The 23,922-nt window shown below is 67.8% G+C and carries 23 protein-coding genes and 1 pseudogene; 15 read left to right on the top strand and 9 right to left on the bottom strand.

The window, feature by feature from the left end; genetic code table 11:
* Positions 1 to 32: 32 nt before the first annotated feature.
* From AB0I71_RS30535 to AB0I71_RS30490, 10 genes and pseudogenes are all read left to right on the top strand, one after another.
* The gene (locus tag AB0I71_RS30535) at positions 33 to 902 is read left to right on the top strand and encodes an alpha/beta hydrolase (protein ID WP_357590536.1); all 870 of its coding nucleotides are present in this window, start codon (positions 33 to 35) and stop codon (positions 900 to 902) included.
* A gap of 324 nt (positions 903 to 1,226) precedes the next feature.
* The gene (locus AB0I71_RS30530) at positions 1,227 to 2,720 is read left to right on the top strand and encodes an aldehyde dehydrogenase (RefSeq protein WP_357590563.1); all 1,494 of its coding nucleotides are present in this window, start codon (positions 1,227 to 1,229) and stop codon (positions 2,718 to 2,720) included.
* Positions 2,721 to 2,812: 92 nt separating this feature from the next.
* Positions 2,813 to 3,220 carry an SCP2 sterol-binding domain-containing protein gene (locus tag AB0I71_RS30525; RefSeq protein WP_357590534.1) on the top strand — a complete coding sequence of 136 codons (408 nt, stop codon included), beginning with the start codon at positions 2,813 to 2,815 and terminating at the stop codon, positions 3,218 to 3,220.
* On the top strand, positions 3,220 to 5,307 hold the full coding sequence (locus tag AB0I71_RS30520; RefSeq protein ID WP_357590532.1) for a glycogen debranching N-terminal domain-containing protein: 2,088 nt from the start codon (positions 3,220 to 3,222) through the stop codon (positions 5,305 to 5,307). Before AB0I71_RS30525 ends, AB0I71_RS30520 begins: the two co-directional genes overlap by 1 nt.
* Before the next feature lie 108 nt (positions 5,308 to 5,415).
* A pseudogene (locus AB0I71_RS30515) lies at positions 5,416 to 6,161 on the top strand (IS481 family transposase).
* 517 nt (positions 6,162 to 6,678) lie between these two features.
* Positions 6,679 to 7,398: a VOC family protein gene (locus AB0I71_RS30510; RefSeq protein WP_357590530.1), complete on the top strand. Its 720-nt coding sequence runs from the start codon at positions 6,679 to 6,681 to the stop codon at positions 7,396 to 7,398.
* A 319-nt stretch (positions 7,399 to 7,717) separates the two neighbouring features.
* On the top strand, positions 7,718 to 8,116 hold the full coding sequence (locus tag AB0I71_RS30505) for a PadR family transcriptional regulator (protein ID WP_357590528.1): 399 nt from the start codon (positions 7,718 to 7,720) through the stop codon (positions 8,114 to 8,116).
* Complete coding sequence (locus tag AB0I71_RS30500) at positions 8,091 to 8,750, top strand: hypothetical protein (protein ID WP_357590525.1); 660 nt, start codon at positions 8,091 to 8,093, stop codon at positions 8,748 to 8,750. The genes AB0I71_RS30505 and AB0I71_RS30500 overlap by 26 nt, the downstream gene beginning before the upstream one ends.
* A 128-nt stretch (positions 8,751 to 8,878) precedes the next feature.
* The gene (locus tag AB0I71_RS30495) at positions 8,879 to 9,343 is read left to right on the top strand and encodes an NUDIX domain-containing protein (RefSeq protein ID WP_357590523.1); all 465 of its coding nucleotides are present in this window, start codon (positions 8,879 to 8,881) and stop codon (positions 9,341 to 9,343) included.
* A gap of 135 nt (positions 9,344 to 9,478) precedes the next feature.
* Complete coding sequence (locus AB0I71_RS30490) at positions 9,479 to 9,622, top strand: hypothetical protein (RefSeq protein ID WP_357590521.1); 144 nt, start codon at positions 9,479 to 9,481, stop codon at positions 9,620 to 9,622.
* A gap of 808 nt (positions 9,623 to 10,430) precedes the next feature.
* On the opposite strand, the gene AB0I71_RS30485 is transcribed toward AB0I71_RS30490, so the two are convergent.
* Both AB0I71_RS30485 and AB0I71_RS30480 read right to left on the bottom strand, forming a co-directional pair.
* Entirely contained in the window at positions 10,431 to 10,814 is a 384-nt protein-coding gene (locus tag AB0I71_RS30485) for a VOC family protein (RefSeq protein WP_357590519.1), read from the bottom strand.
* A 287-nt stretch (positions 10,815 to 11,101) separates the two neighbouring features.
* Complete coding sequence (locus tag AB0I71_RS30480; RefSeq protein ID WP_357590517.1) at positions 11,102 to 11,665, bottom strand: winged helix-turn-helix domain-containing protein; 564 nt, start codon at positions 11,663 to 11,665, stop codon at positions 11,102 to 11,104.
* Between the two features lie 65 nt (positions 11,666 to 11,730).
* Between AB0I71_RS30480 and AB0I71_RS30475 the strand changes: the two genes are divergently transcribed.
* A complete protein-coding gene (locus AB0I71_RS30475) occupies positions 11,731 to 12,309 on the top strand; it encodes a dienelactone hydrolase family protein (protein ID WP_357590515.1) in 579 nt (192 codons plus the stop codon).
* Between the two features lie 215 nt (positions 12,310 to 12,524).
* On the opposite strand, the gene AB0I71_RS30470 is transcribed toward AB0I71_RS30475, so the two are convergent.
* A complete protein-coding gene (locus tag AB0I71_RS30470; protein WP_357590513.1) occupies positions 12,525 to 13,202 on the bottom strand; it encodes a Crp/Fnr family transcriptional regulator in 678 nt (225 codons plus the stop codon).
* Between the two features lie 49 nt (positions 13,203 to 13,251).
* Between AB0I71_RS30470 and AB0I71_RS30465 the strand changes: the two genes are divergently transcribed.
* Complete coding sequence (locus AB0I71_RS30465) at positions 13,252 to 13,512, top strand: YciI family protein (protein ID WP_357590512.1); 261 nt, start codon at positions 13,252 to 13,254, stop codon at positions 13,510 to 13,512.
* A 184-nt stretch (positions 13,513 to 13,696) separates the two neighbouring features.
* Positions 13,697 to 14,092, top strand: coding sequence for a VOC family protein (locus AB0I71_RS30460; protein ID WP_357590511.1), 396 nt, complete (start codon positions 13,697 to 13,699; stop codon positions 14,090 to 14,092).
* On the opposite strand, the gene AB0I71_RS30455 is transcribed toward AB0I71_RS30460, so the two are convergent.
* Positions 14,081 to 14,746, bottom strand: a complete 666-nt coding sequence (locus AB0I71_RS30455) for an AraC family transcriptional regulator (protein WP_357590509.1) — start codon at positions 14,744 to 14,746, stop codon at positions 14,081 to 14,083. The genes AB0I71_RS30460 and AB0I71_RS30455 overlap by 12 nt on opposite strands.
* A 315-nt stretch (positions 14,747 to 15,061) precedes the next feature.
* Here AB0I71_RS30455 and AB0I71_RS30450 point away from each other — a divergent pair, with 315 nt between their 5' ends.
* A complete protein-coding gene (locus AB0I71_RS30450; protein ID WP_357590507.1) occupies positions 15,062 to 15,571 on the top strand; it encodes a hypothetical protein in 510 nt (169 codons plus the stop codon).
* 145 nt (positions 15,572 to 15,716) lie between these two features.
* Here the strand turns inward: AB0I71_RS30450 and AB0I71_RS30445 are convergent, their stop codons facing one another.
* The 5 genes from AB0I71_RS30445 to AB0I71_RS30425 form a co-directional block, all read right to left on the bottom strand.
* On the bottom strand, positions 15,717 to 17,402 hold the full coding sequence (locus AB0I71_RS30445) for a hypothetical protein (RefSeq protein ID WP_357590505.1): 1,686 nt from the start codon (positions 17,400 to 17,402) through the stop codon (positions 15,717 to 15,719).
* Positions 17,395 to 19,083 (bottom strand): glycoside hydrolase 43 family protein, encoded by a 1,689-nt coding sequence (locus AB0I71_RS30440; RefSeq protein ID WP_357590503.1) that lies wholly within the window; start codon positions 19,081 to 19,083, stop codon positions 17,395 to 17,397. Before AB0I71_RS30440 ends, AB0I71_RS30445 begins: the two co-directional genes overlap by 8 nt.
* A complete protein-coding gene (locus AB0I71_RS30435; RefSeq protein WP_357590501.1) occupies positions 19,083 to 20,609 on the bottom strand; it encodes an alpha-L-arabinofuranosidase C-terminal domain-containing protein in 1,527 nt (508 codons plus the stop codon). The genes AB0I71_RS30440 and AB0I71_RS30435 overlap by 1 nt, the downstream gene beginning before the upstream one ends.
* A 38-nt stretch (positions 20,610 to 20,647) precedes the next feature.
* A complete protein-coding gene (locus AB0I71_RS30430; protein ID WP_353505311.1) occupies positions 20,648 to 20,728 on the bottom strand; it encodes a hypothetical protein in 81 nt (26 codons plus the stop codon).
* A 171-nt stretch (positions 20,729 to 20,899) separates the two neighbouring features.
* Positions 20,900 to 21,895: a LacI family DNA-binding transcriptional regulator gene (locus AB0I71_RS30425; protein ID WP_204002934.1), complete on the bottom strand. Its 996-nt coding sequence runs from the start codon at positions 21,893 to 21,895 to the stop codon at positions 20,900 to 20,902.
* A gap of 279 nt (positions 21,896 to 22,174) precedes the next feature.
* Here AB0I71_RS30425 and AB0I71_RS30420 point away from each other — a divergent pair, with 279 nt between their 5' ends.
* The gene (locus AB0I71_RS30420) at positions 22,175 to 23,797 is read left to right on the top strand and encodes an ABC transporter substrate-binding protein (protein WP_357590498.1); all 1,623 of its coding nucleotides are present in this window, start codon (positions 22,175 to 22,177) and stop codon (positions 23,795 to 23,797) included.
* Positions 23,798 to 23,922: the final 125 nt, after the last annotated feature.

Genomic DNA, 23,922 nt, shown 5'->3' with positions numbered 1-23,922 from the left:
CTAACCGGTCTTACTAGCGATGGGGGTTAGGGATGCGGGTGCTCCACCGGTACGCCACAGTCGAGGGGCGGCAGCTGTTCTACCGGGAGGCAGGCGACGCTGACGCCCCTGCGGTGGTGCTGCTGCACGGCTACCCGACCAGCTCGTTCATGTTTCGTGAGCTCATTCCGAGGCTGGCCGACCGGTACCACGTGATCGCGCCGGATCACCTCGGCTTCGGCCAGTCGGACAGCCCGAGGGTCGAAGAGTTCGACTACAGCTTCGACGCCTTGGCGCGGCTCACCGCCGGGTTACTCGACCAGATCGGCGTCGACCGCTACGCCATCTACGTCCAGGACTACGGTGCACCGATCGGGTGGCGGCTCGCGCTCCAACCGAGCGCTCCGGTGACCGCCATCATCACTCAAAACGGCAACGGCTACGAGGCCGGATTCGTGCCTGAGTTCTGGAAGCCGATCTGGGCGTACGGCGATGACCCGAATCCGCAGACGGAGGCCGCGCTGCGGCCTGCGCTCGGCCTCGACGCGATCATCTGGCAGTACACCCACGGCGTACCAGACCCCAGTGTGGTCTCCCCGGACACATGGACCATCGACCACGCGCGGTTGCAGCGGCCAGGCAACGACGAGGTGCAGTTGCGGCTGTTCGGCGACTACCACACCAATCGTGAGCTCTACCCGCGGCTGCAGGAGTACCTCCGGACCAACCAGACTCCCCTGCTCGCGGTGTGGGGCCGCAACGACGAGATTTTCCACCCGGACGGAGCGACGGCCTTCGGCCGCGACCTACCCAACGCCGAGATTCACCTCTGGGACGCCGGACACTTCCTGCTGGAAACCAACCTCGACGCCTTCACCGAACTCGCACGCGACTTTCTCAACCGGGTCCTACGCGCCAGCTGAGGGGCCGCCTCGCCCGAACTCGCCCGCCCGCTCCAAGATCCGCCACCCGGATCATCCGGTCAAGGCTGCATGACGCGGCGCTCACCGTGCCCGAATGCAACCCCCGTAGAGCGCTCGGTCGGGCGGTGGCGGCTCCTGACGAGGAGGGTTCCTTTCGGAAGTCACGCCCACTGTCGCCTCGAGAAGTATTCTCCTGGAAGTGGTGTAACTCGGTTATTCCGGTCAGCATGTCGGACTTCGACGGCCATTGGCTGCCCTGGTGGGTCGAGCCGCGCCGTGGCAGCGACAGGTCGTGTCGCACGACTGGAGGGAGGCCGCGTCGCCATGCCCGACGCCATCCGCACCGTCGATATGTTGATCGACGGTAGGTGGACACCCGCCCGATCGGGGCGAAGGACCACAAAAGTTCGTAATGTCGACAATAAGCCGTTGTCCGAGGTCGCCGCCGCCGGCCGTGCTGATGCGGCGGCTGCCGTTGATGCGGCAGCCGCCGCGAGGGCTACCTGGGGAACGTGGCCACCGGGGCAACGGCGCGAGGTGCTGCAACGTGCCGCGGGTCTGCTGACCGAACGCGGCGACGACATCGTCAGGGCGATGTGCCAGGAGACCGGAGCGGTGCTCAGCTGGGGCCAGTTCAACCTGAAGCTCGCCACCGACATGCTCATCGAGGCGGCCGCGCAGACGTACGGCATCGTCGGCGACGTCGTCCCGTCCGACGTGCCCGGCATGACCGCGCTCGGCATCCGCCAGCCGGTGGGAGTGGTCGTCGGCCTTGCCCCGTGGAACGCGCCGCTGATCCTCGGCGTGCGAGCCGTCGCGCTTCCGCTGGCATATGGCAACACGGTGGTGCTCAAAGCGAGCGAGGAGGCCCCGGCGACCCATGTGGCCATCGCCGCCGCCCTGCATGACGCCGGCATGCCGCCCGGCGCGATCAACGTGATCACGAACGCGCCGGCCGACGCGGCGGACGTTGTCGACGAGTTGATCTGCCATCCGCGGACCCGCTGCATCAACTTCACCGGTTCGACCTCGGTCGGACGCATCATCGGCGAGACGGCCGGCCGGCATCTGAAGCGCACAGTTCTCGAACTCGGCGGCAAGGCGCCGATGCTGGTGCTGGCCGACGCGGACATCCCGGCGGCGGTACGCGCCGCCGTCGCCGGCTCCTTCATGAACCAGGGTCAGATCTGCATGTCGACCGAGCGGATCGTGGTGGAGCGCACGGTCGCCGACGAGTTTCTCGACCAGCTGGTAGCCCACGCCGGCAGGCTGGCCATGGGCGATCCACATGAACCGTCGACCGAGCTCGGCCCACTGGTGAACCAGCGGGCCGTCGACCACGTCGCGTCGCTCGTCGCCGACGCCCAGACCAATGGCGCCGAGGTACTCATCGGGGGCCGAGCCGACGGCCTGTTCTACCCACCGACCGTACTGCGTGGCGTGACCCCGAAGATGCGCATCTACAGTGAAGAGTCGTTCGGGCCGGTCGCTGCGGTGATCGAGGTGGATGACGTCGACGAGGCCGTCGACGTCGCCAACGACACCGAGCTCGGTCTGGCCAGCGCGGTGTTCAGCCGCGACGTCGCCAACGCCTTGCAGGTGGCCCGCCGGATCGAAGCCGGAATCTGCCACATCAACGGGACCTCGGTCCACGACGAGCCGCAGATGCCATTCGGCGGCGTCAAGGCCAGCGGCTGGGGTCGGTTCGGTTCCCGGGCGGCGCTCGCCGAATTCACCGACCTACGGTGGATCACCATCTCGCCGTTGGACCGGCAGTACCCGTTCGGGCCTGACGTCCCGTCCCTGTCCGGGATCTGAGGGGCGGCACGCGCAGCGGGTGATGCGGGCCCGGCGGAGGGCTGGTCGCGGTCATGCCGAGGTGGCACGCGAGGGAAGGGTGATGACGCCAAGTGGGCGACCGACTGGCTGACGCACTCCAGATGCTGGAGCGTGGGGAGAGCCGTACCTTCAAGAGTATTCCGCCGGAGCCCACGGGCACCGTCCGCCTGGACGTGACAGAGTCGGCCGGCACCGTCGTGAAACAGTGGTTCGTCATCCTGGAGAGCGGGACTGCCCGGGTCCGCAGGCCAGACTCGGAAACGCCCCGGCCGGAGCCGGACGCCGTTCTGCGCACCGACAACGACACGTTCGACCGGCTGGTCAGGGGCGAGGAACGGTTCGTGCCGCTGTTCTTCCGCAACGCGCTTGTGGTCGAGGGGCACCTGGGGCTGGTGCACATGCTCGCCACTGTGCTGTTCGCCGGACCGCCAACCGGCCATCACCCACGGGATTTCGTCCATGAGGAAGCTGGCGCCTGATGGTCGAGAAGACGCTCAGCATCCTGGACGGAAACACGTTCCTCGTCACGGACGTGCGTGGCGATGTCACCCCTTCCCCGGGTTCACCGGCTGGGCTCTTCTCGTTCGACACCCGCTTCCTGTCGACCTGGGTGCTGCGCGTCAACGGGGAGCGACTCAGCCCAATGTCCCGCAGCGATCTGCACTTCTTCGAGACCCGGTTCTTCCTCGTCCCCGGGGAGCCCACGCACTACGTCAACGCCAAGCTCTCGGTCATCCGTAAGCAGACCATCGGCATTTGTCTCGTCGAACGGATCGTAGTCCTCAACCACGACATCGAACCGGCCGACGTCTCCATCCGGATAGACGCGGACGCCGACTTCGCCGACATCTTCGAGGTCAAGGAGAATCAGCCAAAGCGCGGTAAGCGATCGGTGTGCCAGGAGGATGGGCGCCTCCATCTGCACTATGAGCGGGCGACGTTCTACCGGGACACCATCATCTCCAGTGATAAACCGGCCAAGGTTGACGACGGCGGCATGACCTTCGACATCCGTCTCGAACCGCACGGCCGCTGGGACGTGGAACTCCAGGTGGAACCGATCATCAATCGGGGCGGCGGCGGTTCCGCCACCGTCTGGGAGGCGTACCGCCGGCGGAGCAGGCCACAGGTCCGCGAGGAGCTGGAACAATGGATCGACCACGCGCCGCGACTCGCCTGCGACTTCGAACCCCTCGCCGCGGCGTACAGGCGCAGCCTGTACGACCTGGCCGCGATGCGTTACTCGTCGCTGACCGCGACCAGCCCGATCCCGACCGCCGGACTGCCGTGGTTCATGACTCTCTTCGGCCGGGACAGCATCTTCATCAGCCTGCAGACGCTGCCGTTCGCGCCCACCCTGACCCCGCCCGTGCTGCGCCTGTTGGCGACGCTGCAGGGCAGCACCTTCGACGACTTCCGCGAGGAGGAGCCGGGCAAGATCCTGCACGAGTTCCGGTACGGCGAGTCGGCGGCATTCGAGGAACAGCCGCACACCCCCTACTACGGATCTGCGGACGCCAGCCCGCTGTTCGTCATCCTGCTCGACGAGTACGAGCGGTGGAGCGGCGACGTGGAGACCGTACGGCGTTTCGAACCGCAAGCCCGTGCCGCGCTCAACTGGATCGACGAGTACGGCGACCTGCTTGGCACCGGCTACATCTACTACCGGCGGCGCAACACCCGCAACGGCCTGAAGAACCAGTGCTGGAAGGACTCCTGGAACTCGATCTCCTACCGGGACGGTCGGCTGCCCGCCCTGCCCAGGGCAACCTGCGAGCTACAGGGGTACGCCTACGACGCCAAAATACGCGGGGCGCGGATGGCCCGCGAGTTCTGGAACGACCCCGAGTACGCCGACCGTCTGGAGCGCGAGGCAGCGCAACTGCGGCAACAGTTCAACCGCGATTTCTGGATCGAGGAGGAAGGGTACTACGCGCTTGCGCTCGACCCGGAGGGCAAGCCCGTTGACGCGCTCGCCTCCAACATGGGGCACCTGCTCTGGAGCGGCATTGTCGAGCCGGAGCGGGCACGCCGTGTGGCGGACCACCTCCTCGGACCGAGCCTGTTCACCGGTTGGGGCGTGCGTACCCTGTCCACCACCAACCTCCGATACAACCCCGTCGGCTACCACGTCGGTGCGGTCTGGCCGTTCGACAACTCGATCATCGCCTGGGGTCTGTGGCGCTACGGTTTCCGGGAGGAGGCCGCCCGGATCGCCGATGGCATGATCACTGCGTCCGGGTACTTCGACGGCCGGTTGCCCGAGGCATTCGCCGGCTACGAGCGGAGCCTGACCGGCTACCCGGTCGAGTACCCGGCGGCGTGCAGCCCTCAGGGCTGGTCGGCGGGGGCGCCGCTGCTCCTGCTTCGCACGATGCTGGGGCTCAGCCCGTACCCGGACCATCTGGCCGTCGATCCGTACCTGCCGCCGTCGGTGGGCCGGATCGAACTGCTCGACGTACCGGGGCGGTGGGGGCTTGCCGACGCGTTCGGTCGGCGCACCCGCCGCCACCGCGACGCCGACCACCGCTCGGAGCCGGTCGCCCGACTTACCCACGGCGACTAGTTGTTCTGCCCATGGACGTTGGTGACGTGTCCGGGATCTTGAAAGGGTGAGGACCTCCCGAGTAGGTGTGGAGCTACCAGACAGCCGCACCAACCCAGGGAGGTCCTCGTGCCCCACCGTAATGCCCCGTTGTCGGAGACCGGCAGGCTGCGTCTGGCCCGCTGTGTCGTGGACGAGGGGTGGCCGCTGCGTCGGGCCGCGGAACGGTTTCAGGTCAGCCCCACCATGGCGAAGCGGTGGGCCGACCGCTACCGCGCCGAGGGGCCGGCGGGGATGGTCGACCGGTCATCGCGTCCGCGTCGGTCACCGCGACGCACACCCGCGCCGGTGGAGCGCAAGGTGTTGCACCTGCGGGCGAAGCGGCGGTGGGGACCCGCGCGTATCGGCGGCCGGCTCGGCGTGGCGGCCTCGACGTGTCACGCGGTGCTGCGCCGGGCCGAGGTCGCCCGGCTGGCCTACACCGAGATCCTCCACGACGAACGCAAGGAAACCGCCACCGGGTTCTGGCGCCGCGCCCACGCCTGGTTCGCCTCCCACCGCATCACCGTCCAACGGGTAATCACCGACAACGGCTCCTGCTACAAGTCCTTCCTCTGGCGCGACACCTCCACGAACTGGGCGTCAGCATGAAGAAGACCCGCCCCTTCCGAACCCAAACCAACGGCAAGGTCGAACGCTTCCACCGCACCCTCACCGACGAATGGGCCTACGCCACGCCGTACTCCTCAGAAGCCGCCCGCCGAGCCGCCCTACCCACCTGGCTCCACGCCAACAATCACCACCGCGCACACACCTCACTCGGCGGCCACCCACCAGCCAGCCGCGTCCCCAACCTCTCTGGGCAGAACACCTAGGCCGCGTTTCACAAGGCTCGCCCGAGCGAGCCGAGGCCCAGGCGGTGGTCCGGCAAGGCGGAGGTTCGTCCGGATAACGGTGTTGTATCCGGACGAACCTCCAACGCCGCCGGTCGCCGTCTGGGTCCGGCGCAGCCGGGCACGGACCGCCCCTCAGGCACACGCCACCGCCACCCACCACATCGACTCGGCGACGATCACCAGCACAACGCCGAGCAGTTCTCTGGCCGCTGTCGCTGCGCGGGGGCGCCCGGACAGCGCCAGATCACCATGCGCCGCGATGTCGGAACCTGGCCGTCGAAATTGCTTTCCGTCGATGCGTTGCGTCCTTTCAGCATGCCGTCATGACATCGATTCAGATGGCGACCTTCACCGGTGTGGTGGCTCTCGGTGCCATGTCTCCGGGTCCGGATTTGGGCGGCGTTGGGTTCTGCCTCATCGGCCGATCGGATGACCGACGGCGATGATCGGCCATTTCCATGGGCGACGGACACCCTGCGACGTCTAGGAAGGAGGCGTGACCAACGAGCGGACCGTTCCCCTGCTGCCGTGCGCGTCCATCGATGACATCGAAGCCTTCTACTGGGTCCTCGGTTTCCACACCACGTACAAGCAGCGCAAGCCCAACGCGTGTGTGGGGATGCAGCGGGAAGACCTGCATCTGCAGTTCTTCGAAATCGCCGGGTTCGACCCGGAGCAGTCCTACGGCTCCTGTCTCGTCCTCACCGCGGACATCGAAGGACTACACCGGGCGTTCGCCGCCGGCATGCGCGCCGCGTACGGCAAGGTCCTGGTCTCCGGAACGCCGCGGATGACCCGGCCTCGGGCGCGGAAGAACGCCGACGGGTTGGGCGGGTTCAGCGTCATCGACCCGGGCGGCAACTGGATCCGCGTCTTCCGGGACGCCACCACCGGGCCGATGCCGGCCGCCGCGCCTGCCGGACGGCTGGCCAAGGCCCTGGCGAATGCTGTCGTGCAGGCCGATTCCAGAGGAAGCGTCAGACAGGCCGTTCGGATCCTCGACAGCGCATTGGCCCGCCCGCAAGCCGACGACGACCCGGTCGAGCAGGTAGAGGTCCTGGTCTACCGCGCCGAACTCGCGATGGTGCTGCACGATCCAATGACTGCGGCCGAGATGCTGACCCGCGCCAAGTCCGTCACGCTCACGGAAGACGAATCCGAAAGGGCGGCACCCGCGTTCGACAACGCCGCCGACCTCGCAGCAGCACTGCGGTAACTCACCATACGAGCGCCTCCGCCATCTCGGCTACGTCCGGACGCTGGGTGGCCTCGGGAGCAGTCACCGTCCGTGGCACCCGGTCGGCGGCAGATCCGTGCGCTCGATCTTCGTGGTGCGGGGTCAGACCTCGGTAGCGCTCCGGTCGGATCTGCCGCAGAACCCGAGGGACGAGGGGCCTCCACGAGCGAACGTGGTTGGTGAGGTGCCGCGACATCGTGGAGCACTGGGTGGCGAGGGTGGCGGATCTGAGCCGCGGTCGCCGCCTTCCGGGGGCACCTACTAGACGACGCATAGTACCGGCCGTACTATGCGTCACATGGTAGTGAAAGGCGAGGCGGCCGAGGCGGCCGACCGGCAGGCCCAGCTCCTGCGCGGCTGCTTGGACATGTGCCTGCTTGCGCTACTTGCCGCCGAGCCCGCGCACGGCTACCAACTCGTCCGCCGCCTCGACAAAGCCGGATTCGGAACGGTCAGCTACGGCACCGTCTACCCGTTGATCACCCGACTGCACCGCTTGGGACTCGTGGCCAACGCGATGCAGCCCAGCCCCAACGGCCCGCCCCGCAAGGTCTATCGGCTCACGGACACCGGCCATGACCGACTGAGCCTCTGGCGCGAGCAGTGGACCCAGTTCGCAAGCGTCGTCAACGAAACCCTCGCCGTCCGTCCGCTGAAATCAGGAGATGACCATGAGCACGTCGACGCCGGCCGTTGACCACCTCCTCGCCGCCGCAGACCGGGAATGGCGCGCTCTCGGCATTCACCGTCGTGACCGGGCGACTCTTGCTGCCGACCTGCGAAGCGAACTCGACGCCGCAACCGCCGACGGGATCGATCCTGCGGAGCTTCTCGGCACTGACCCCACCGAGTTCGCCCTGAGGATCGCCGAGGAAGCCGGCGTGCAGCGGATTCCACCGCGGTACGGCCAGGTGCTTGGCGTGGCGAGCGCGGGCGCAGTGCTCTCCCTCATCGTGGGATACATCCTGGTCATCGGCCTGCACCAGGCATTCGTGGCGGCATTCGACCTGCCGCGCGATGTGCGCGTACCGGTGTGGCTTGCCGCTGGTGTCTTCTACGGCGGCGTCGCGGCGGTCGTCGTCGCCGGCGCCGTCCTCGCCGTGCGCATCGCCCTGCGCGACGTACCCCGCATCCGACACACCGCTACGCGGATGACACTGCTGCTGCCGCCCACGATCGCCGCCGCCATCGCTGCCGCAGCCGCATTCGGCTGGGCGCTCGACTTCCCGCTCACCCCACTCGCGATCGGAACCGAAGCCGCGATCGTCCTCGCCGCCTTCTTCGCCGCAACGGCGCTGGCCCGCCGCAAGTCCGTAACCGCGGCGGGCTAAGCCAGCCGAGTCATGCGTCAGCAAAGGGCGAGGCAGCCACGCACCAGACCCCGCACGACTTGCGGCATGTGCGTCCGTTGGCCCGGCCGCTGACGATGCGCCTCATCGCGGCCGAGCACAATGCACAGATGAGGCTCATCCCGCGACTCCGCGTAGCCGCCTATGTCGTCCGGGTCACCCCCGACGGTGTGCAACTGCTCGTCTTCGACCACGTCGACCACCCCGACGCCGGCACCCAGGTTCCAGCCGGCGGCGTCAAGCCCGACGAGACGTTGCCCGACGCCGTACTACGCGAGGTCGCCGAGGAAACCGGCCTGCACGACATCAGCCTGGTCCGCGAGATCGGGACGGAACACAGGCCACACCCCGAAACCGGTCAGCCCCGCCACACCACCTACTTCCACCTACGAACTCCGGCTCACACACCCGATGCCTGGCAGCACACCGTCACCGGAACCGGGCAGGACAGCGACATACGCTTTGCCTGCCGATTCGCCTCGCTACCTCTGCCAGCCCACCTCGCCGACCATCAAGACGCGCTGCTCGACCGCATCGACCCCACCTGGACCACACGACCGCAGCCCATGCAGTGATCCCACCCTGCCCACGGCAGCAGGCAGCCGGACCGACTATCGGCAGAGCTGTCGGCTCGCCCTGGTTGGGCAGGCCAACAGGACACCGCCACGGACGCGGACCGTGCTGCCGAGACTGCCAGTCTTCGGTCGTACTTGGCCGAAGACCTCGGCCCGGACGACAGCAACCCTGACGACGAGCAAGACGAAGATCACGACGACGCGCACGTCTTCGTCGAACTCCAGACGGACCGCTTCGTCGTATCGCTGGGCCTTCCACCGCTGCCGACCGCTGGCTGAGCGGACCAACCCCCAGCGTGGCGCTGAGGCCGGCCACGACCCCTAGAAGCGACGACCGACCAACGCGCACGACCCGGCAGATGAGGATGGCCGAACGGCTTCTCGACAAGGAGCGCCGATGGGATCGTCCGTCGTGACGCTGACTCGTAGTGAACTTCTCGCTGTGCATGACCAGCAGGTGCGGGGCACCATCGCTTCGCGGCTGCCGAACAGGTGGAAGCCGTCGTGGGACGGACCGGTCCCGCAGGTCGCCACCCCCGGCCGCCGGCTCGTACCGACTACCGCGAGTTGCTGCTCGCCAACGACACGGAACTGCGCCAGCGAATCCCGCCGACCTGCCTGAAGTGCTCCAACTTGACCAGTGGCACCACCCCGAGCTCGGCGACGGGTGCGGCCGAGTGCGTCGGAGACATTCCGCCAGATCGCGAACGTCCTGACGACCGGCGATGCAGGGCGGTACGCGCCCAGCAGGCCACCCAACACTCATTGGCCGAATTGGCCCGACTCGGGGAGTCTGTAGCCGCAGCTCGAGTGGCCGCATGGAGTCGACGGAAGTTCGCCGAGCCAGACATCACGCCCATCGGCACGACCGCACGCCGGGCTCTGCCGTCCTCGTTCGCGTACTGTGACGCCCGATCGGCGACAAATCCGGATGTCGCATGACGATCGTGTCAATCATCATCATCGCGTGGATGCCCGCCGAACGATCGTCCTGGTCGATGACCTTCGTTCGTGGACGCCCCGTCCGGCGGCCGCCACACTCGGACGGCGGCATGTCCGGATGCCGAGACGCGGTACCGACCATGAATCAAGCGACGCAGAACTCATTGCCCTCCGGGTCATGCATGACGACGTGCCCGAGGTCGTCGCCGTACCACTCCTCCCGGACCACCGTCGCGCCGGCGGCAACCAGCTCGGGCACTTTCTGCCGGATCAGCCGGGCGCGCTCGGCCATGTCCCAGGGGCCTGGACCGGCCACTCGGATATCGATGTGCATGCGGTTCTTGGCGGACTTTCCCTCGGGCACCTTTAGGAAGCCAATGGCAGGGCCCCGGCCATCCGGGTCGACGATGGATGCGTTGTCGGGCTCGTCGAAACCGGATTCCTTGACATAGCCGAGGGCCAGCGCCCAGAAGGCTGCGATCCGCTGGGGATCGTCGGCGTCGCACCCCAAGGTCCAGAAAGTCGCCACGACGTCAACGTACGCGAGCTACCACACGCTGTCATCGGCTACCACCCGAGCGTTGGCCCCACCCCAGCGTCTGCCACCCCAGATGACGCCCGGTCGGCGGCCAGGTGCGCGCACTCCACACGGCAATGCGTCAGGGAATGCCGTACCCGACGTCGCCCAGCCGAGGACGTCGAGCTGGACACGATGGGCCTGCCTTGGTCTGCCGGCCCGTCGATCGTCAGTGACGACGACACCAGCCAGCATGACCGGTGTGCGATCAGGCCGTTCCCGATCCTTGAGTACGTGCATCACTCCGCTGCTGGCAGGGTCGGGTGGTCGGTGGGGTAGATGCCGACCGCGAACCCGTACATGGTTTCGCCGGACCTCGGCATCCGGTCGAACGAATCGACCAGTTCCGCCATCTGGTCCCAGAATTGAGCGGCCTGATCCGCCGAGATGCGCGCATGCCGGATGAAACCCCAGAGCTTCCCCTGCTCGAACGCGTCCGCGGACTCGCGTGCAGCCACCTCGAAGTCGTTGAAGTCGCCCGGCATCTGTTCGCCGGCGGGTGATGGCTCCGCTGCCACGTGGAACATGCGTGCGGTGCGCCCGTAGAAGCGCTCCTCGACAGCCCGCACCTTCCGTGTGCGCACCACGCGGAGCAGACCATTGCGGGTAAGCACGTCCACGTGATGCGCGACCGTGCTCTTGGGGCGCTCGACTGCGGCCGCGAGCTCGGTCACGGTCGCGGCCCGCTCGTGGAGGAGCTGCAGGATGACCGTGCGGAGCGGGTGACTGATCGCCTTCACCTGGTCAGGTCTGGTCAGCGCCTTCCGATCGGCAAGCTCGTAGTCCGGTGGGTTGTCCGCCATGACGTAACAAACTAGCATCATGGAACGTTCCAAAAATCTCGATCGTTAGCGAGAGGTTCACCGCCGTGGCCGACGTGCTGCTCTACCACCACATCCAAGGCCTGACCGACGGGGTCCGGAGCTTCGCCGACAGCCTGCGACAGGCCGGGCACACCGTGCACACGCCGGACCTGTTCGCCGGCCGCACGTTCGGCAGCATCGAGGAGGGGTTCGGATTCGCCCGAGAGTTGGGCCTCGACGCGATCCGGGAGCGCGGCACCGCCGCAGCCAACGAACTCGCCCCCGGGCTCGTCTACGCCGGATTCTCCTTCGGCGTGACGATCGCCCAGCGGCTCGCGCAGACCCGGCCCGGCGCCCGCGGGGCACTCCTCATGGACTCCTGCCTCCCGGTCGCAGAATTCGGAGAGACGTGGCCTGAGGGCGTACCGGTGCAGATCCACGGCAAGGAGGGCGACGAGTTCTTCGACGAGGACCTGCCGGCCGCACGCCAGCTCGCCGACTCCACGGCGAACGCCGAACTGTTCGTCTATCCCGGCGACCAGCACCTCTTCGCCGACGCCTCCCTCGACGCGTACGACCCGGAGGCGTCCGCGCTGCTCATGGCGCGGGTGCGGGCGTTCCTCGCCTCCATCAGACCGGCGTGACCCACTAGCTGCCCCAAGCTTCAGCCGGACAGCGGCTGTAAGCGGACGTTTCCTGGGGCTTGCCGATGGCGAGGGTTCGTCGGCACGTCGACATCAGCTGATCGCCGTTCCACACTTGACGGCCGTCGTCATCGGGTCGGATGACCCCACTGTCGGCGTGGCCGCTCTCGGTGCCTTCGGAATGCCACGGATCCGCCGGGGATGCGGCAGAAGGTTCATTGCACCGGTGGTGTGCCCTCATGGTGGTCGAGGAAGGTATCGAGCAGCCGATGATCCACAATCATGATCCCGCGCGGCGTGAGGTGTAGCGCACCAGCCTGCACCAGCCGTCGCAGAGCGCGGTTGACCGTGACTCGGCTCAGTCCCAACGCGCGCCCCAACTCCTCCTGCGAACCCCGCCACACGGTCGCCTGCGCGGCGCCGCCGCGAGCCTTGACCCAGGCAGCGAGCTGTGACACAGCCGGCTGTGTTGCGGACAGAGCCATCCGGTGCCGGCCGGCCAGTACGTCCTGGGACAGCCGACCAAGCACGCGTTGGCGTACCGACTGCTCCTCATCCAGCAGACGAAGGAACCGGGCCGGCGGTAGCAGCCGTACCAGGCATGCCGTTGTCGCCACCAAATCGGTCGTCGGAACGCCCCCACCCAGGATGGAGGGCTTGTCGACGATGGCAGGGCCCTCCCAGCGCGCTGGCCACACCTGGGCACCGGAAGGCCCGGTATATGCGGCGACAACCGTGCCAGTGAGCAGCAGGACCACGGCACGGGCGGGCTGCCCGGCCGGTCGTATCAGGGTACCGGCGCCGTACCGCGCTCCTCGGCTGTCTCGGAACACACTGTTCAGAGCTGTCGGGGGCAAGGCGCTCAGGGCCGGGATCGCGGCCAGGGAAGTCATGTGTCAAGTGATACAGCCTGCGCGGTGGCAGTCGCCGTACGGTGCCGGTATGTGGATTGTCGAGTTGGCCTTCAACGACGAGCCTGAGCGGCTGGCCGCACGAGCGGCGCACCGGCAGCGACTCTCGGCCCTGCAGAGTGAGGGTGTGGTGCGGATGGCCGGGCCCTTCGCCGACGACTCAGGAGCGATGATCGTCTTCGACGTGGCCGACCAGCCGGGGTTGGAGCAGCTCATGGCCGACGACCCGTATTTCACCACCCCGGGTGTCAGGGTGCATCAGGTCCGGCAATGGCGACCATTCCTGCGCTGATCATCATCCGGAGAAGATGCCGACACACTCTCATCGGCTACGACTGCGCGCCAGCTCTGCCGCCTGCGGTCACGTACGAGGTGACGTCCGCTCGTGGCGGTAGAAGCGGATGCCCACGTAAGTGGTCGGTGGGTGTCCGATTCGTTCAAGACCTCTTCGGCATCATGGTCGTACCGTCGGATTCATGGCACCCACCTTCAACGCGATCGGCCTTGCGGTGGCCGACATGGCAGCGTCCCTTTGCTTCTATCGCCGGCTGGGCCTGGAGTTTCCGGCCGGTGCCGAGCAGGAGCCGCACGCCGAGACGACTGTCGCGGGCGGTGTCCGTCTCATGTGGGACACGCACGCCTCGTTGCGGTCCTTCGATCCGGGTTACCAGCCGGGACAGCCCTCCGGTGGGTGGGCCTTTCTCTGCTCCGATGCGGTCGAGGTGGATCGATGCCACGCTGACCTGGTCACCGCCGGATATCCGTCGGTGAAAGCGCCCTGGGACGCACCATGGGGGCAGCGCTATGCACAGGTGCGCGATCCGGACGGCAACGTAGTGGACCTTTTCGCCTGGGCCCCGTCACGGCAGTAGAGCGCTCAGGGGCACTCCGGCCATCGCCCGTACCTCGCGTGCGAGGTGGGCCTGGTCGGCGTAGCCCGCATCGATTGCTACCGTCGCGAACGACCGACCGGAGCGGGCCAGCGTGAGGGCCCGCTGCAACCGCAAGATCCGCTGCAAGGTCTTCGGTCCGTAACCGAACGCGGTGTTGCAGCGCCGCTGCAACTGTCGGGAACTCAGACCACACCGCACGGCAACCGACCCGACGGACAACCCCGCCTGTGCGTCACCGGCCAGGGCCACCATCACCCGGTCGGCTCCTTGCCAGCGTCTGCTCACGGCGGCGGTCAGCGCGGCGACAGGATCTTCGGCCTCGGCGATGGCCCGCACGGCGGCCGCCGGCCACACCGCGTCCAGCGGCACGCGCCGATCGACCAGCTCGTAGGCGGGCACGCCCAACACAGCGGGCCCGGTGCCCGCGCCGAACCGCAACGCGGCGTACCGACTGCCCGGCGAGGCAGCCTCGACCTGAGCGGTCGTATCCGGCCCAGCGATGAAAACCGTGCCGTCCCGCCAGATGATGTCGAGACAGCCGTCCGGCAGGATGCGCTTCTGCCCAGCACCCGGCGGCGTGGCACCGCGCCACACCACGACGTACGGCAGCGTCGACGACCATTCCTCGTACACGACCTCGACCCTCCCACGCGACCACGACAACTCACGGCAACCCCGCCCCGCGGAAGGTTCGACCCACTTTCCTGGCACAGCTTCGTCAATCCTCCACAGAACCCGGGGCGGTTCACCAACCGCCTCGGGTGAGCTGGCCGTACACCTGCCGAGTGGCCTCAGGCTCAGTGTGGGCGTCAGGGCTGGGCCGACAGGGGGCCGGGTCAGCGCGATCTGGGCCGCACGAACTACTCCGCGCGCTTGGCGCAGTGAGCGGACGCTTGATCTTGGCTCGTGGGCTCACGTTCTCCGGACGCCATCGTCATAATCGGCCTCGTGAGAGAGGCGCTGTTCGCGTTGGCAGGTACTGCCTTGGGTATCGTCGGCACGCTGCTCACCGACCTGTGGCGGGCCAGGAAGGCCGACATCCGCGAGCGGCGCGAGCGGCTGCGCAATGCGTGCGTCGACTTCACGGCGGCCCTCGTCCGCCTGCGACAGGCATTCTGGGGCCGAGGCTACGATGCGGAGGGCCGCCGTACGACGATGCGGGAAGCCCACGACGAGGCCCGGGTTCAGTTCGAGCGGTTGAGACTGAGCACGACCTCGCTCCAGGTGCAAGAGGAAGCCCGGTACGCACTGCGGTACGGCTACGGCCTCCTGCGCCAGCTCGAGGGGCTGCCGCCGCGGGAGGACGAGGTCGACCCGTCGGCGCTGGATCAGCTCGAGGACCACCTGGTCCGGCTGTTCGTGGAGGTCCGTCAGGAACTCGGGGTCCCACGCCCCCACCACGTACTGTCCGAACGCGCCTTCTTCGAAAAGATCTCCCCGACCGCAGCCGTCGATTGATCGTCAATCACTGGAGTCACGGTCGCACTCCGAGGACGTGCCGCACCAACCAGCCTTTGCTCAATCGTCGTGGTGGCACAAATGCATCACCAAGATCAGGAATCCGCACATCGGCGCGCTTCGATCTCGGGCACGAGCAGTCTGATCATGGCCTCATCCTGCCTGGCTCGTCGACCCCCCGATCCGGGCGCTGGCCGCTGGGGAGCGTCGGCGCGACCGAGGCGACCGCCCAGGCGGGCAGCGTGAGGTCGATGTCGAGGACGCCGTCGTCGCCGACGGTCAGCGTGCTGCGGTGGAGGCCGTCGGCGACGTTGCGCAGCTCGGCGGTCTGTTCCCGCGTGATGTTGAGCGGGGCGCCCATCTGGTACCAGGCCTCGGCGACGTTCCCGTGCTCCCAGTCGAGGATCTCCACGGTGAGCTCGGTGCCTGGGCGCAGCCCTTCGACCCGGTGCCGGACGCGGCGCTCGGGGCCCATCTCGGCGAGGGCTCGCGTCTCGGCGTAGCCGTTGCGGGACGCGAGCCCCGTCGTGCCCATCTCGGCGGGGTAGTTGTAGAAGATGGCCGACACGTCACCCGTCGCGGACGAGCGGGTGATGGCACCGTCGGGCAGCTCGGCCAGGAGGCGGTCACCGAGGCGGTGGAGCATGGCCATCGCGTGGAACGTCGGCTTGTGCAGGCCGTTCTCGTTGACGAACCCGAAGCCTCCGTGGAAGGGGCCGATGCCGCTGCCGCCCTCCTCGAACACGTCGGTGAAGGTCCAGTAGGAGATCGAGTCGGCCAGCGGCGCGCCCTTGAGGAACGCCCGGACGATGTACGCGGCGGCGAAGAGCGTGTCGTGGATCGCGTCGCGGCTCGACGGCGAGGTCGACCACTCGGTGATGTGCAACTCGGCGTCCGGATACGGACTGTTCTCGATGATCGTGCGCAGGACCTGCAGGTCGACGTACGTGGCGTCCTTCTGGCGCGTGATCGCGCTGACGTTGCCCAGGGAGTCCGCCGCGTAGTCGGTCGGGTACAGGTGGGTGGAGAGGAAGTCGATCGGCAGCCCGCGCTGCGCGCAGTACTCGATCAGTTCGTGGATCCACACCGGCTGCCAGTCGAGCGCGTCGGGGTCGGTGGCCACCGCGGTCTCGACCTCGAGCGACGGGTCGTGGGTCTCTCCGGAGTAGCGGGCGTCGGGGACGAACACGCTCGTTGACGGGCCGCCGACCCGCAGCCGGGGGTCGATGGCTTTGATCGCGCGCGCCGTGGCCTCGTACAGCTCGAAGTACTGGGCGCGCGTCCCGGTCCAGAAGTTCGGCACGAGGTTCGGCTCGTTCCACACCTCGAACGGCCACTGCCGCACCTCGTCGATGCCGTACCGCTCGATCCAGTGCCGTACAGTGGCGTCGACCAGCGCGACCCAGCGGTCCATCTCCTTCGGCGGGCTGCAGTGCGCCTTCCACCAGAACAGCGTCTCGGTCTGGGTGGCGAGCTGGCGCGGCATGAACCCGAGCTCCACGAACGGGCGGGCGCCCGCGTCGAGGATCGCGTCGAACACCTTGTCGACATACGCGAACGTGTAGACCGGCTCGGGCAGCGGCTGGTTCGGGCCGAAGCCGCCGCCGTTGTCCGTCCGGTAGACGAACATGTCGTCATGGAACAGGCCGTGGAAGCGCACATGCCGGGCGCCCAGCACCTGGACGGCCTCGCGGAAGTGCGCCTGCCAGTCCGCCCGCAACGCCTCGTTCGCGCGGCCAGCACCGACGCACTCGTTCCACACGTGATGCAGCGGTACCTCGGCGGGTGCCTGCCCGTCGATCAGCAGGGCTGACGTCGCCTGCTCAGTCATGGACAGCTCCCTCGCTTCGTCGGTGAGTAGGGTTTGCGAGCCCGGCGGTGCCGCTGACCCGGAACCAGTCCACGTCGACGTATCCCCCGGGCTCGGCAGTGGCGTAGTTGAAGAGGGCGAACCGGTACCCGGTGAAGTGCGCGAGGTCGTACTGCATCCGCATGGTGTCGCCCAGCCACGTCCAGTTGCTGCCGTCGTACGAGTACGCGAACGACGCCGTATCGACGGCATCCCGGAAGTCGACGTCCACGCGCAGGTGGACGACGTCCGCCCGCAGCGGCACCGGTGCGCTGGTGAAGGCGATGACGCCGTCGCCGCCTGCCCGGCGCATCACCAGGCTCCTGGTCCCCGCCTCCATCGTCACCGCGATGTATCCGTACTTGCGCTGGTAGGCGGAGATGCCTGCGACGTCTCCGTCCTTCATGTGCGAGACGTCCAGCGAGATGGCGCCGGAGCTCGTGGGTCCGAGCGTGCGTTGGGTGAGCGTGTTGCGCGCATCGAGGATGCCCGAGGCGACGCTGCCCGTGGTCAGCCGCAGGTGTCCGGGCCGCTCGGTGAGCGACCAGAACCGGTTGTCCGGGTTGTGGTTCCACTGCCACTGGAGCCCCAGGTTTGACCCGTTCCATGCGTTCTCGGCGGACTCTGCCAGGAGGTCCGCGTTGGCCGTGTTCCAGTGGCCCGCACGCTCAAGGAGGTTGTCGAAGTCGTCCGAGGCGACGACGGCGGCGCCGTCACCGGCCGTCCGTGCGGCCGCCGCGGGCGCTTGCGGATTGAGAGCGAACACCGGCCACCCGTCGTCATCCCAGGCCACGCCGACGAGCTGAGGCGAACGACCCAGCGGGCCCTCGTCCTGGAACAGCATGGCGTACCACTGCCCGTCGGACGTCTGGACGACTCCACCCTGGGCCACGCCGGTTCCGGGTCGGCCCCCGACCGTCACGCCCTGGCTGAGCACGACCCGGCCCTCCCACACGCCGCCCGCCGACTGCGGCGTTAGTGACGTCGACCGCCACAGCACCTCCTGGCGGATGCCACCCGACGGCCACTGGATCATGAAGACGTAGTAGTAGTCCCCGATCTTGTACGCGTGAGCGCCCTCGGCATTCAGCCCGCTGGTCTGGTCGACGTTGGCGTGCTCGACGAGCCGCGTCGCCGGGCCGTCCCACGCAAGGGTCCCGTCCTCGTGTCGCCGCAGCCTGCGCAGGTCGATCGACCCGCCACCGTAGACAAGCCAGACGTCGTCGCCGTCGAACAGCAGCGACTGATCGTGGGCGTACCCGTCGAGCACCGACCTGGTCCACGGCCCGCGCTCGATGTTGGGAGTCGAGTAGATGTACGTCTGCCGCGTGGTGAGGCTGCCAACCGACACGTAGTAGGTCCCGTCATGGAACCTGATGCTCGCTGCCCAGCTGCCCTGGCCGTACGCGTCCTGGCCGTTGCGCAGCGCCAGCGCGTCCGTGTCGTCGAGGATCGCCGCTGTATACCCGGCGATCCACCAGTGCACCAGGTCGCTCGAGCGCATGATCGGGACGCTCGGCGCGAAGTACATCGTCGTGCTGACCATGTAGTAGTACCGGCCGTCGAAGACGACGTCCGGGTCGGGCACGTCCGCGAAGATGACCGGGTTGGTGAAGTCTGCCCCCGCCCCGCCGTCGCGGATGTTCACGTTCGGTCGGTCCATCAACGCAGCTCGAGCGCCACGGTGACGTAGGAGTGGGCGGGCAGGTCGACCTCGAGCCCTCGGGGGTGGGGGCGCACGCCGGCATGGTCGGTGGGGGCGACGGCGTCGAGCTGCTCGGGGGTGTTGTGCGCGTCGAGCGCCGTGGCGGTCAGCACCCGCGCGGTGTGCCCGACGACGTTGCGGCCGCGCAGGTCCAGGACGAGGATGCGGTCCGTATCGGCGTCGAGGTTGGACAGCGAGACCAGGGCGGTGTCGCCCTTGACCGACGCGGACGCCGAGACCAGCGGCAGCTCGGTCCCGTCGACAGCGCGAGTCTCGACGTCGCGCAGGTGCACCGCGAGGGAGGCGGCGTCGTGGTGGCCGGTGTTCATGGCGAAGACGTGGTACGTCGGGGTGAGCACGAGCGCCCCGGTGTCGGGGTCGGTGAGGATCATGGCCTGTAGCACGTTGACGGTCTGGGCGATGTTCGCCATGACCACGCGCTCGGCGTGCCGGTGGAACGCGTCGAAGTGCACCGAGGCGACCAGGGCGTCGCGCAGCGTGTTCTGCTGGTACAGGAACCCGGGGTTGGTGCCCTTCTCCACGTTCCACCACGTGCCCCACTCGTCCACCACCAAGCCGACCTTGCGGTGCGGGTCGTAGCGGTCCATGACCGTGGAGTGCCGGGTGAGCAGCTCCTCCATGCGCCGGGCGCGGGCCATGGTCACGTACCACTGGTCGGTGCTGAACCCGGTGGCGTCGCCCTTGTCCGACCACGACCCGGCCATCGTGTAGTAGTGCAGCGACACGGCCTGGAACGGGCCCGCCGGCGCGGCCGGGTCCGCCGCCAGGTCGTCGAACGAGCGCAGGAGCGTCTCGGTCCAGTGCAGGTCGGCCTCGTTCGCGCCCGCCGCGATCCGGTACAGCAGGTTGCCGCCGTGGTTGCGGGTGTAGGTCGCGTACTGCCGGGCCAGCGAGGCGAACTGCTCGGCGCGCAGGTTGCCGCCGCAGCCCCACGCCTCGTTGCCCAGGCCCCAGAACGGCACCCGCCACGGCTGCTCCCGCCCGTTCGCCCGCCGCAGCGCCGCCATCGGTGAGTCGTCCGCCCGGGTCAGGTACTCCACCCAGTCCGACATCTCCGCCACCGACCCGGACCCCACGTTCCCCGACACGTACGGGTCCGCGCCGAGCAGCTCGCACAGGTCCATGAACTCGTGCGTGCCGAACGCGTTGTCCTCCACCACGTCGCCCCAGTGCGAGTTGACCATCCGCGGGCGGCTCTCGCGCGGACCGATGCCGTCACGCCAGTGGTAGTCGTCGGCGAAGCAGCCGCCCGGCCAACGCAGGTTCGGAATCGAGATCGCCCGCAACGCCTCGACCACGTCCGAGCGGATGCCCCGCACGTTCGCGACCGGCGAGTCCTCACCCACCCAGAACCCGCCGTAGATGCACCGCCCCAGGTGCTCGGCGAAGTGCCCGTACACGTGCCGGCTGATCGTGGCGCCGGGCAGGTCGAGGTCGATCACTGCGGTCGTGGTCGTCGTCATTGTCTCCCCATCAGTTGCGTGTTCCGTCATTGCATGCCTCAGCGAGGAGCTCGCGGAAGCCAGACCCGCATCGGGCCGGGGGCGCGGTTGCCCCAGGTCGAGAACGGGATCGCTGTCACCGTGTGCTCGTCGACGAGCTCGGTGGCGGTGTCGGGGTCGTAGATGCCGGTGCCGCGTCCCGGTGATCGGGGATGCGGGGACGGGCGCGCAAGGCGGACGTGCGCCCATAGGTGCTCGACATGGTTTCCTTCGACCGAAACTTGCTAAACGGCGCGGGTGGTTGCACGGCCCTAAGCCCCACCGCGGGTGGAGCCACGTACCACGAGACGGACGGGCGCGACGACGTGCTCGGCCGGGCCGGTCCAGCCCGCCATCTGCCGGTGCAGCAGACCCACCGCGGTCTCAGCGACACCTTCATGGTTCGCGTCGACGGAGGTGAGGCCGGGCGGGACGAAGCTTGACATGTCGAGGTTGTCGAACCCGGCGAGCTGGACGTCGGTGGGCACCCGGAGCCCGCTCTCTGCCAGGGCCGCGACCGCGCCGAGCGCGACGACGTCGGTGACGGCGAAGACGCCGTCGAAGGGCAGACCGGACGCGATCACATCGAGCAGGGCATCACGTCCGGCCGCCGACGTGAACGTGGAGATGGGCACCACATAGCGTGCGTCGACATCGAGGCCGGCATCGCGATGTGCGCGCTCCCAGCCAATGCGGCGGTCCGACGTCATCATGTGCGCGGTGTCGAACGTGCAGCCCAACCCAACGATGCGCCGCGAGCCGTGCTCGATCATGTGCGCCGTCGCGAGGCGGGCGCCCTCTTCGTTCGCCAGCCGCACGTGGTTGAACCGGTCGGGCACGTCACGCTCGCCGAGCAGCACGATGGGCTTGGTGGTACGCACGCGGTCCAGCTGGTCGCGGTCGAGTCCGGCGACGGACAGCAGGACGCCGTCGTAGAGCTGGAGTCGCGCGACGCTCAGCGCCGCCATCTCATGCTCGGGGCTGCCGCTCGTCCGCTCAAGGACGAGGTGCCGCCCCTCGGCCTCGATCAGCGGCGCGATCTTGTCGGAGACCTCACCGAAGTAGTCGTGGAAGCTCGGCACGATGAAGGCGACGGTGTCGGTCCGTCCCGCGCGCAGGTGGCGCGCGGTCAGGTTGACCTCGTACCCCAGCGCCTCGACGGCGGCCATGACACGGGCGCGCGTCGGCTCGTTGACCGGGAGGCGCTCATTGACGACGTTCGACACCGTCATGACCGAGACGCCCGCCTCACGGGCGACGTCCGCCATCCTCACCACATATCCTCCTTATCGCGGCATTCTGCCAGCTCAGCAACGTCGTCTGGCGAGAAGCCCGCCACCCATCCACACGCCGGGGCGGGCCTTGACGCAACACGATCGACTCTTTACTTTAACGCTAAAATCCCGCTCGGCATGAGGACGCCAAGCCCCAGCTCGCGTCGATGTGCCCACAAATTCCAGTCAAGGACGACCGGAACTGTTCTCAAGGGAGAGACCTCGGTGCGTACCACACGAACGAAGTTGTCAATTGTTGTCCTGGCTGCAGCCGTGTTAGTGGGACTTGTCGGATGTACCTCTGCCGACGACCCCGAAGACGACTCGGGAACGCTGACCCCCAGTGACCCCACGACGTTCACGGTCTGGATCACGTCGGCCCAGCAGGCCCCGGCACCCGACAACAAGATCACCAAGCTGCTCAAGGACAAGCTCGGTGTCACCCTCAAGTACGAGATCGTCACGCCGGACAACGAGGACCAGAAGATCGGTGTCATGCTCGCCGGCGGTGAGTTCCCCGACCTCATCGGCACCGGCGACCTGAAGCAGCGTCTCCTGGAGGGCGGCGCTCTGCGGCGCCTGGACGACATGCTGGCCAAGGGGGACTACCCCAACCTCGCCGAGCACGTCAGGGACGACATCAAGAAGATGAGCTACTCGGGCGACGAGGTGGACAAGGGCCTGTACATCCTCCCGAACTACAACCGCTTCTACGGCGACATCACGGGCGGCGTCTACTACGGTCCCGCGTTCTGGATCCAGAAGCGTGTGCTCGCGGACGCCGGCTACCCGGACCTGAGCAACATGACGCTCGACCGCTACTTCCAGCTCATCTCGAACTACAAGGCGAAGCACCCCCAGACCGCCGGCGCCCCGACCGTCGGCTTCGAAATTCTGGCGTCCACGGGCCGTGAGTGGGGCATGACTAACCCGCCGGCGCAGCTGGCAGGCTTCCCGAACAACGGTGGCGTCGTCGTCGACGACAACAACAACGCGTCGATCTTCGCCGACAAGGACATCGCGAAGAACTTCTACAAGGTCCTCAACCAGCAGTACAACTCGGGTATCGTCGACCCCGAGTCCTTCACCCTGACGTTCGACCAGTACACCGCGAAGCTGGCCACCGGCACCGTCCTCGGCATGCACGACCAGGGCTGGAACTTCCAGACCGCCACCCAGTCGCTGCAGAGCGCCGGCAAGGACGAGTACACCTACGTGCCCCTCATGCCCGTCTACGACGGGGTGAAGCCCTGGTACGCCGACCGCCCCGTCATGAACACCAACCAGGGGTTCGGCGTCTCGGTCTCCAGCAAGCAGCCGAAGAAGGCACTGAAGTTCCTCGACACCATGCTCAGCGATGAGTGGCAGAAGACGCTCTCCTGGGGCATCGCTGGCGAGGACTACCAGGTCGGCGCCGACGGCGTCTTCTCCCGCACGGACGAGCAGCGGAAGAACTACAAGGACCTCACCTGGCGTGCCTCCAACCGTCTCGATGCGCTGCTCGACATGCTGCCCAAGCGCAACGGCAAGTTCTCCGACGGCAACGCCTACAGCCCCGACGACCAGCCCGCCGAGTTCTACGCGACGCTGAGCGACTACGACAAGGACTTCATGGCGAAGTACGGCAAGAAGACCTGGCTTGACTTCGTGAACAAGGCGCCGGACAACCCCAAGTACTACCCGGCGTGGAACCTCACGCTCTCCGACGACGCCAACCAGGTCAACCAGCAGCTGACCGACACCAGCGTGCAGAAGCTGCCGGGGATCATCGCCGGCCCGCCCGCCGACTTCGACAAGAACTGGCAGGCCTACGTCGACTCCATCCGCAAGATCGACGTCAAGGTGTACGAGGACGCAGTCACCGCTGGCATCAAGGACCGTCTGGCCAACTGGTAACAGTCTGCGAGCAGTCGTGGTGGGGGGCGTGCGGGAAGCTTGACCTCGAAGGGATCGGTCAGCTCGATCAGCTCCGCGCTGTCGGCGACGAGTTCGTACTGTCGCTCGCCGCCCGGCCCGATCCG

The sequence above is a fragment of the Micromonospora sp. NPDC049891 genome (assembly GCF_040660295.1).
Taxonomy (GTDB): domain Bacteria; phylum Actinomycetota; class Actinomycetes; order Mycobacteriales; family Micromonosporaceae; genus Micromonospora.
The sequence above is the reverse complement of the archived record's forward strand: the minus strand, read 5'-3'. Positions and strand labels throughout refer to the sequence as shown.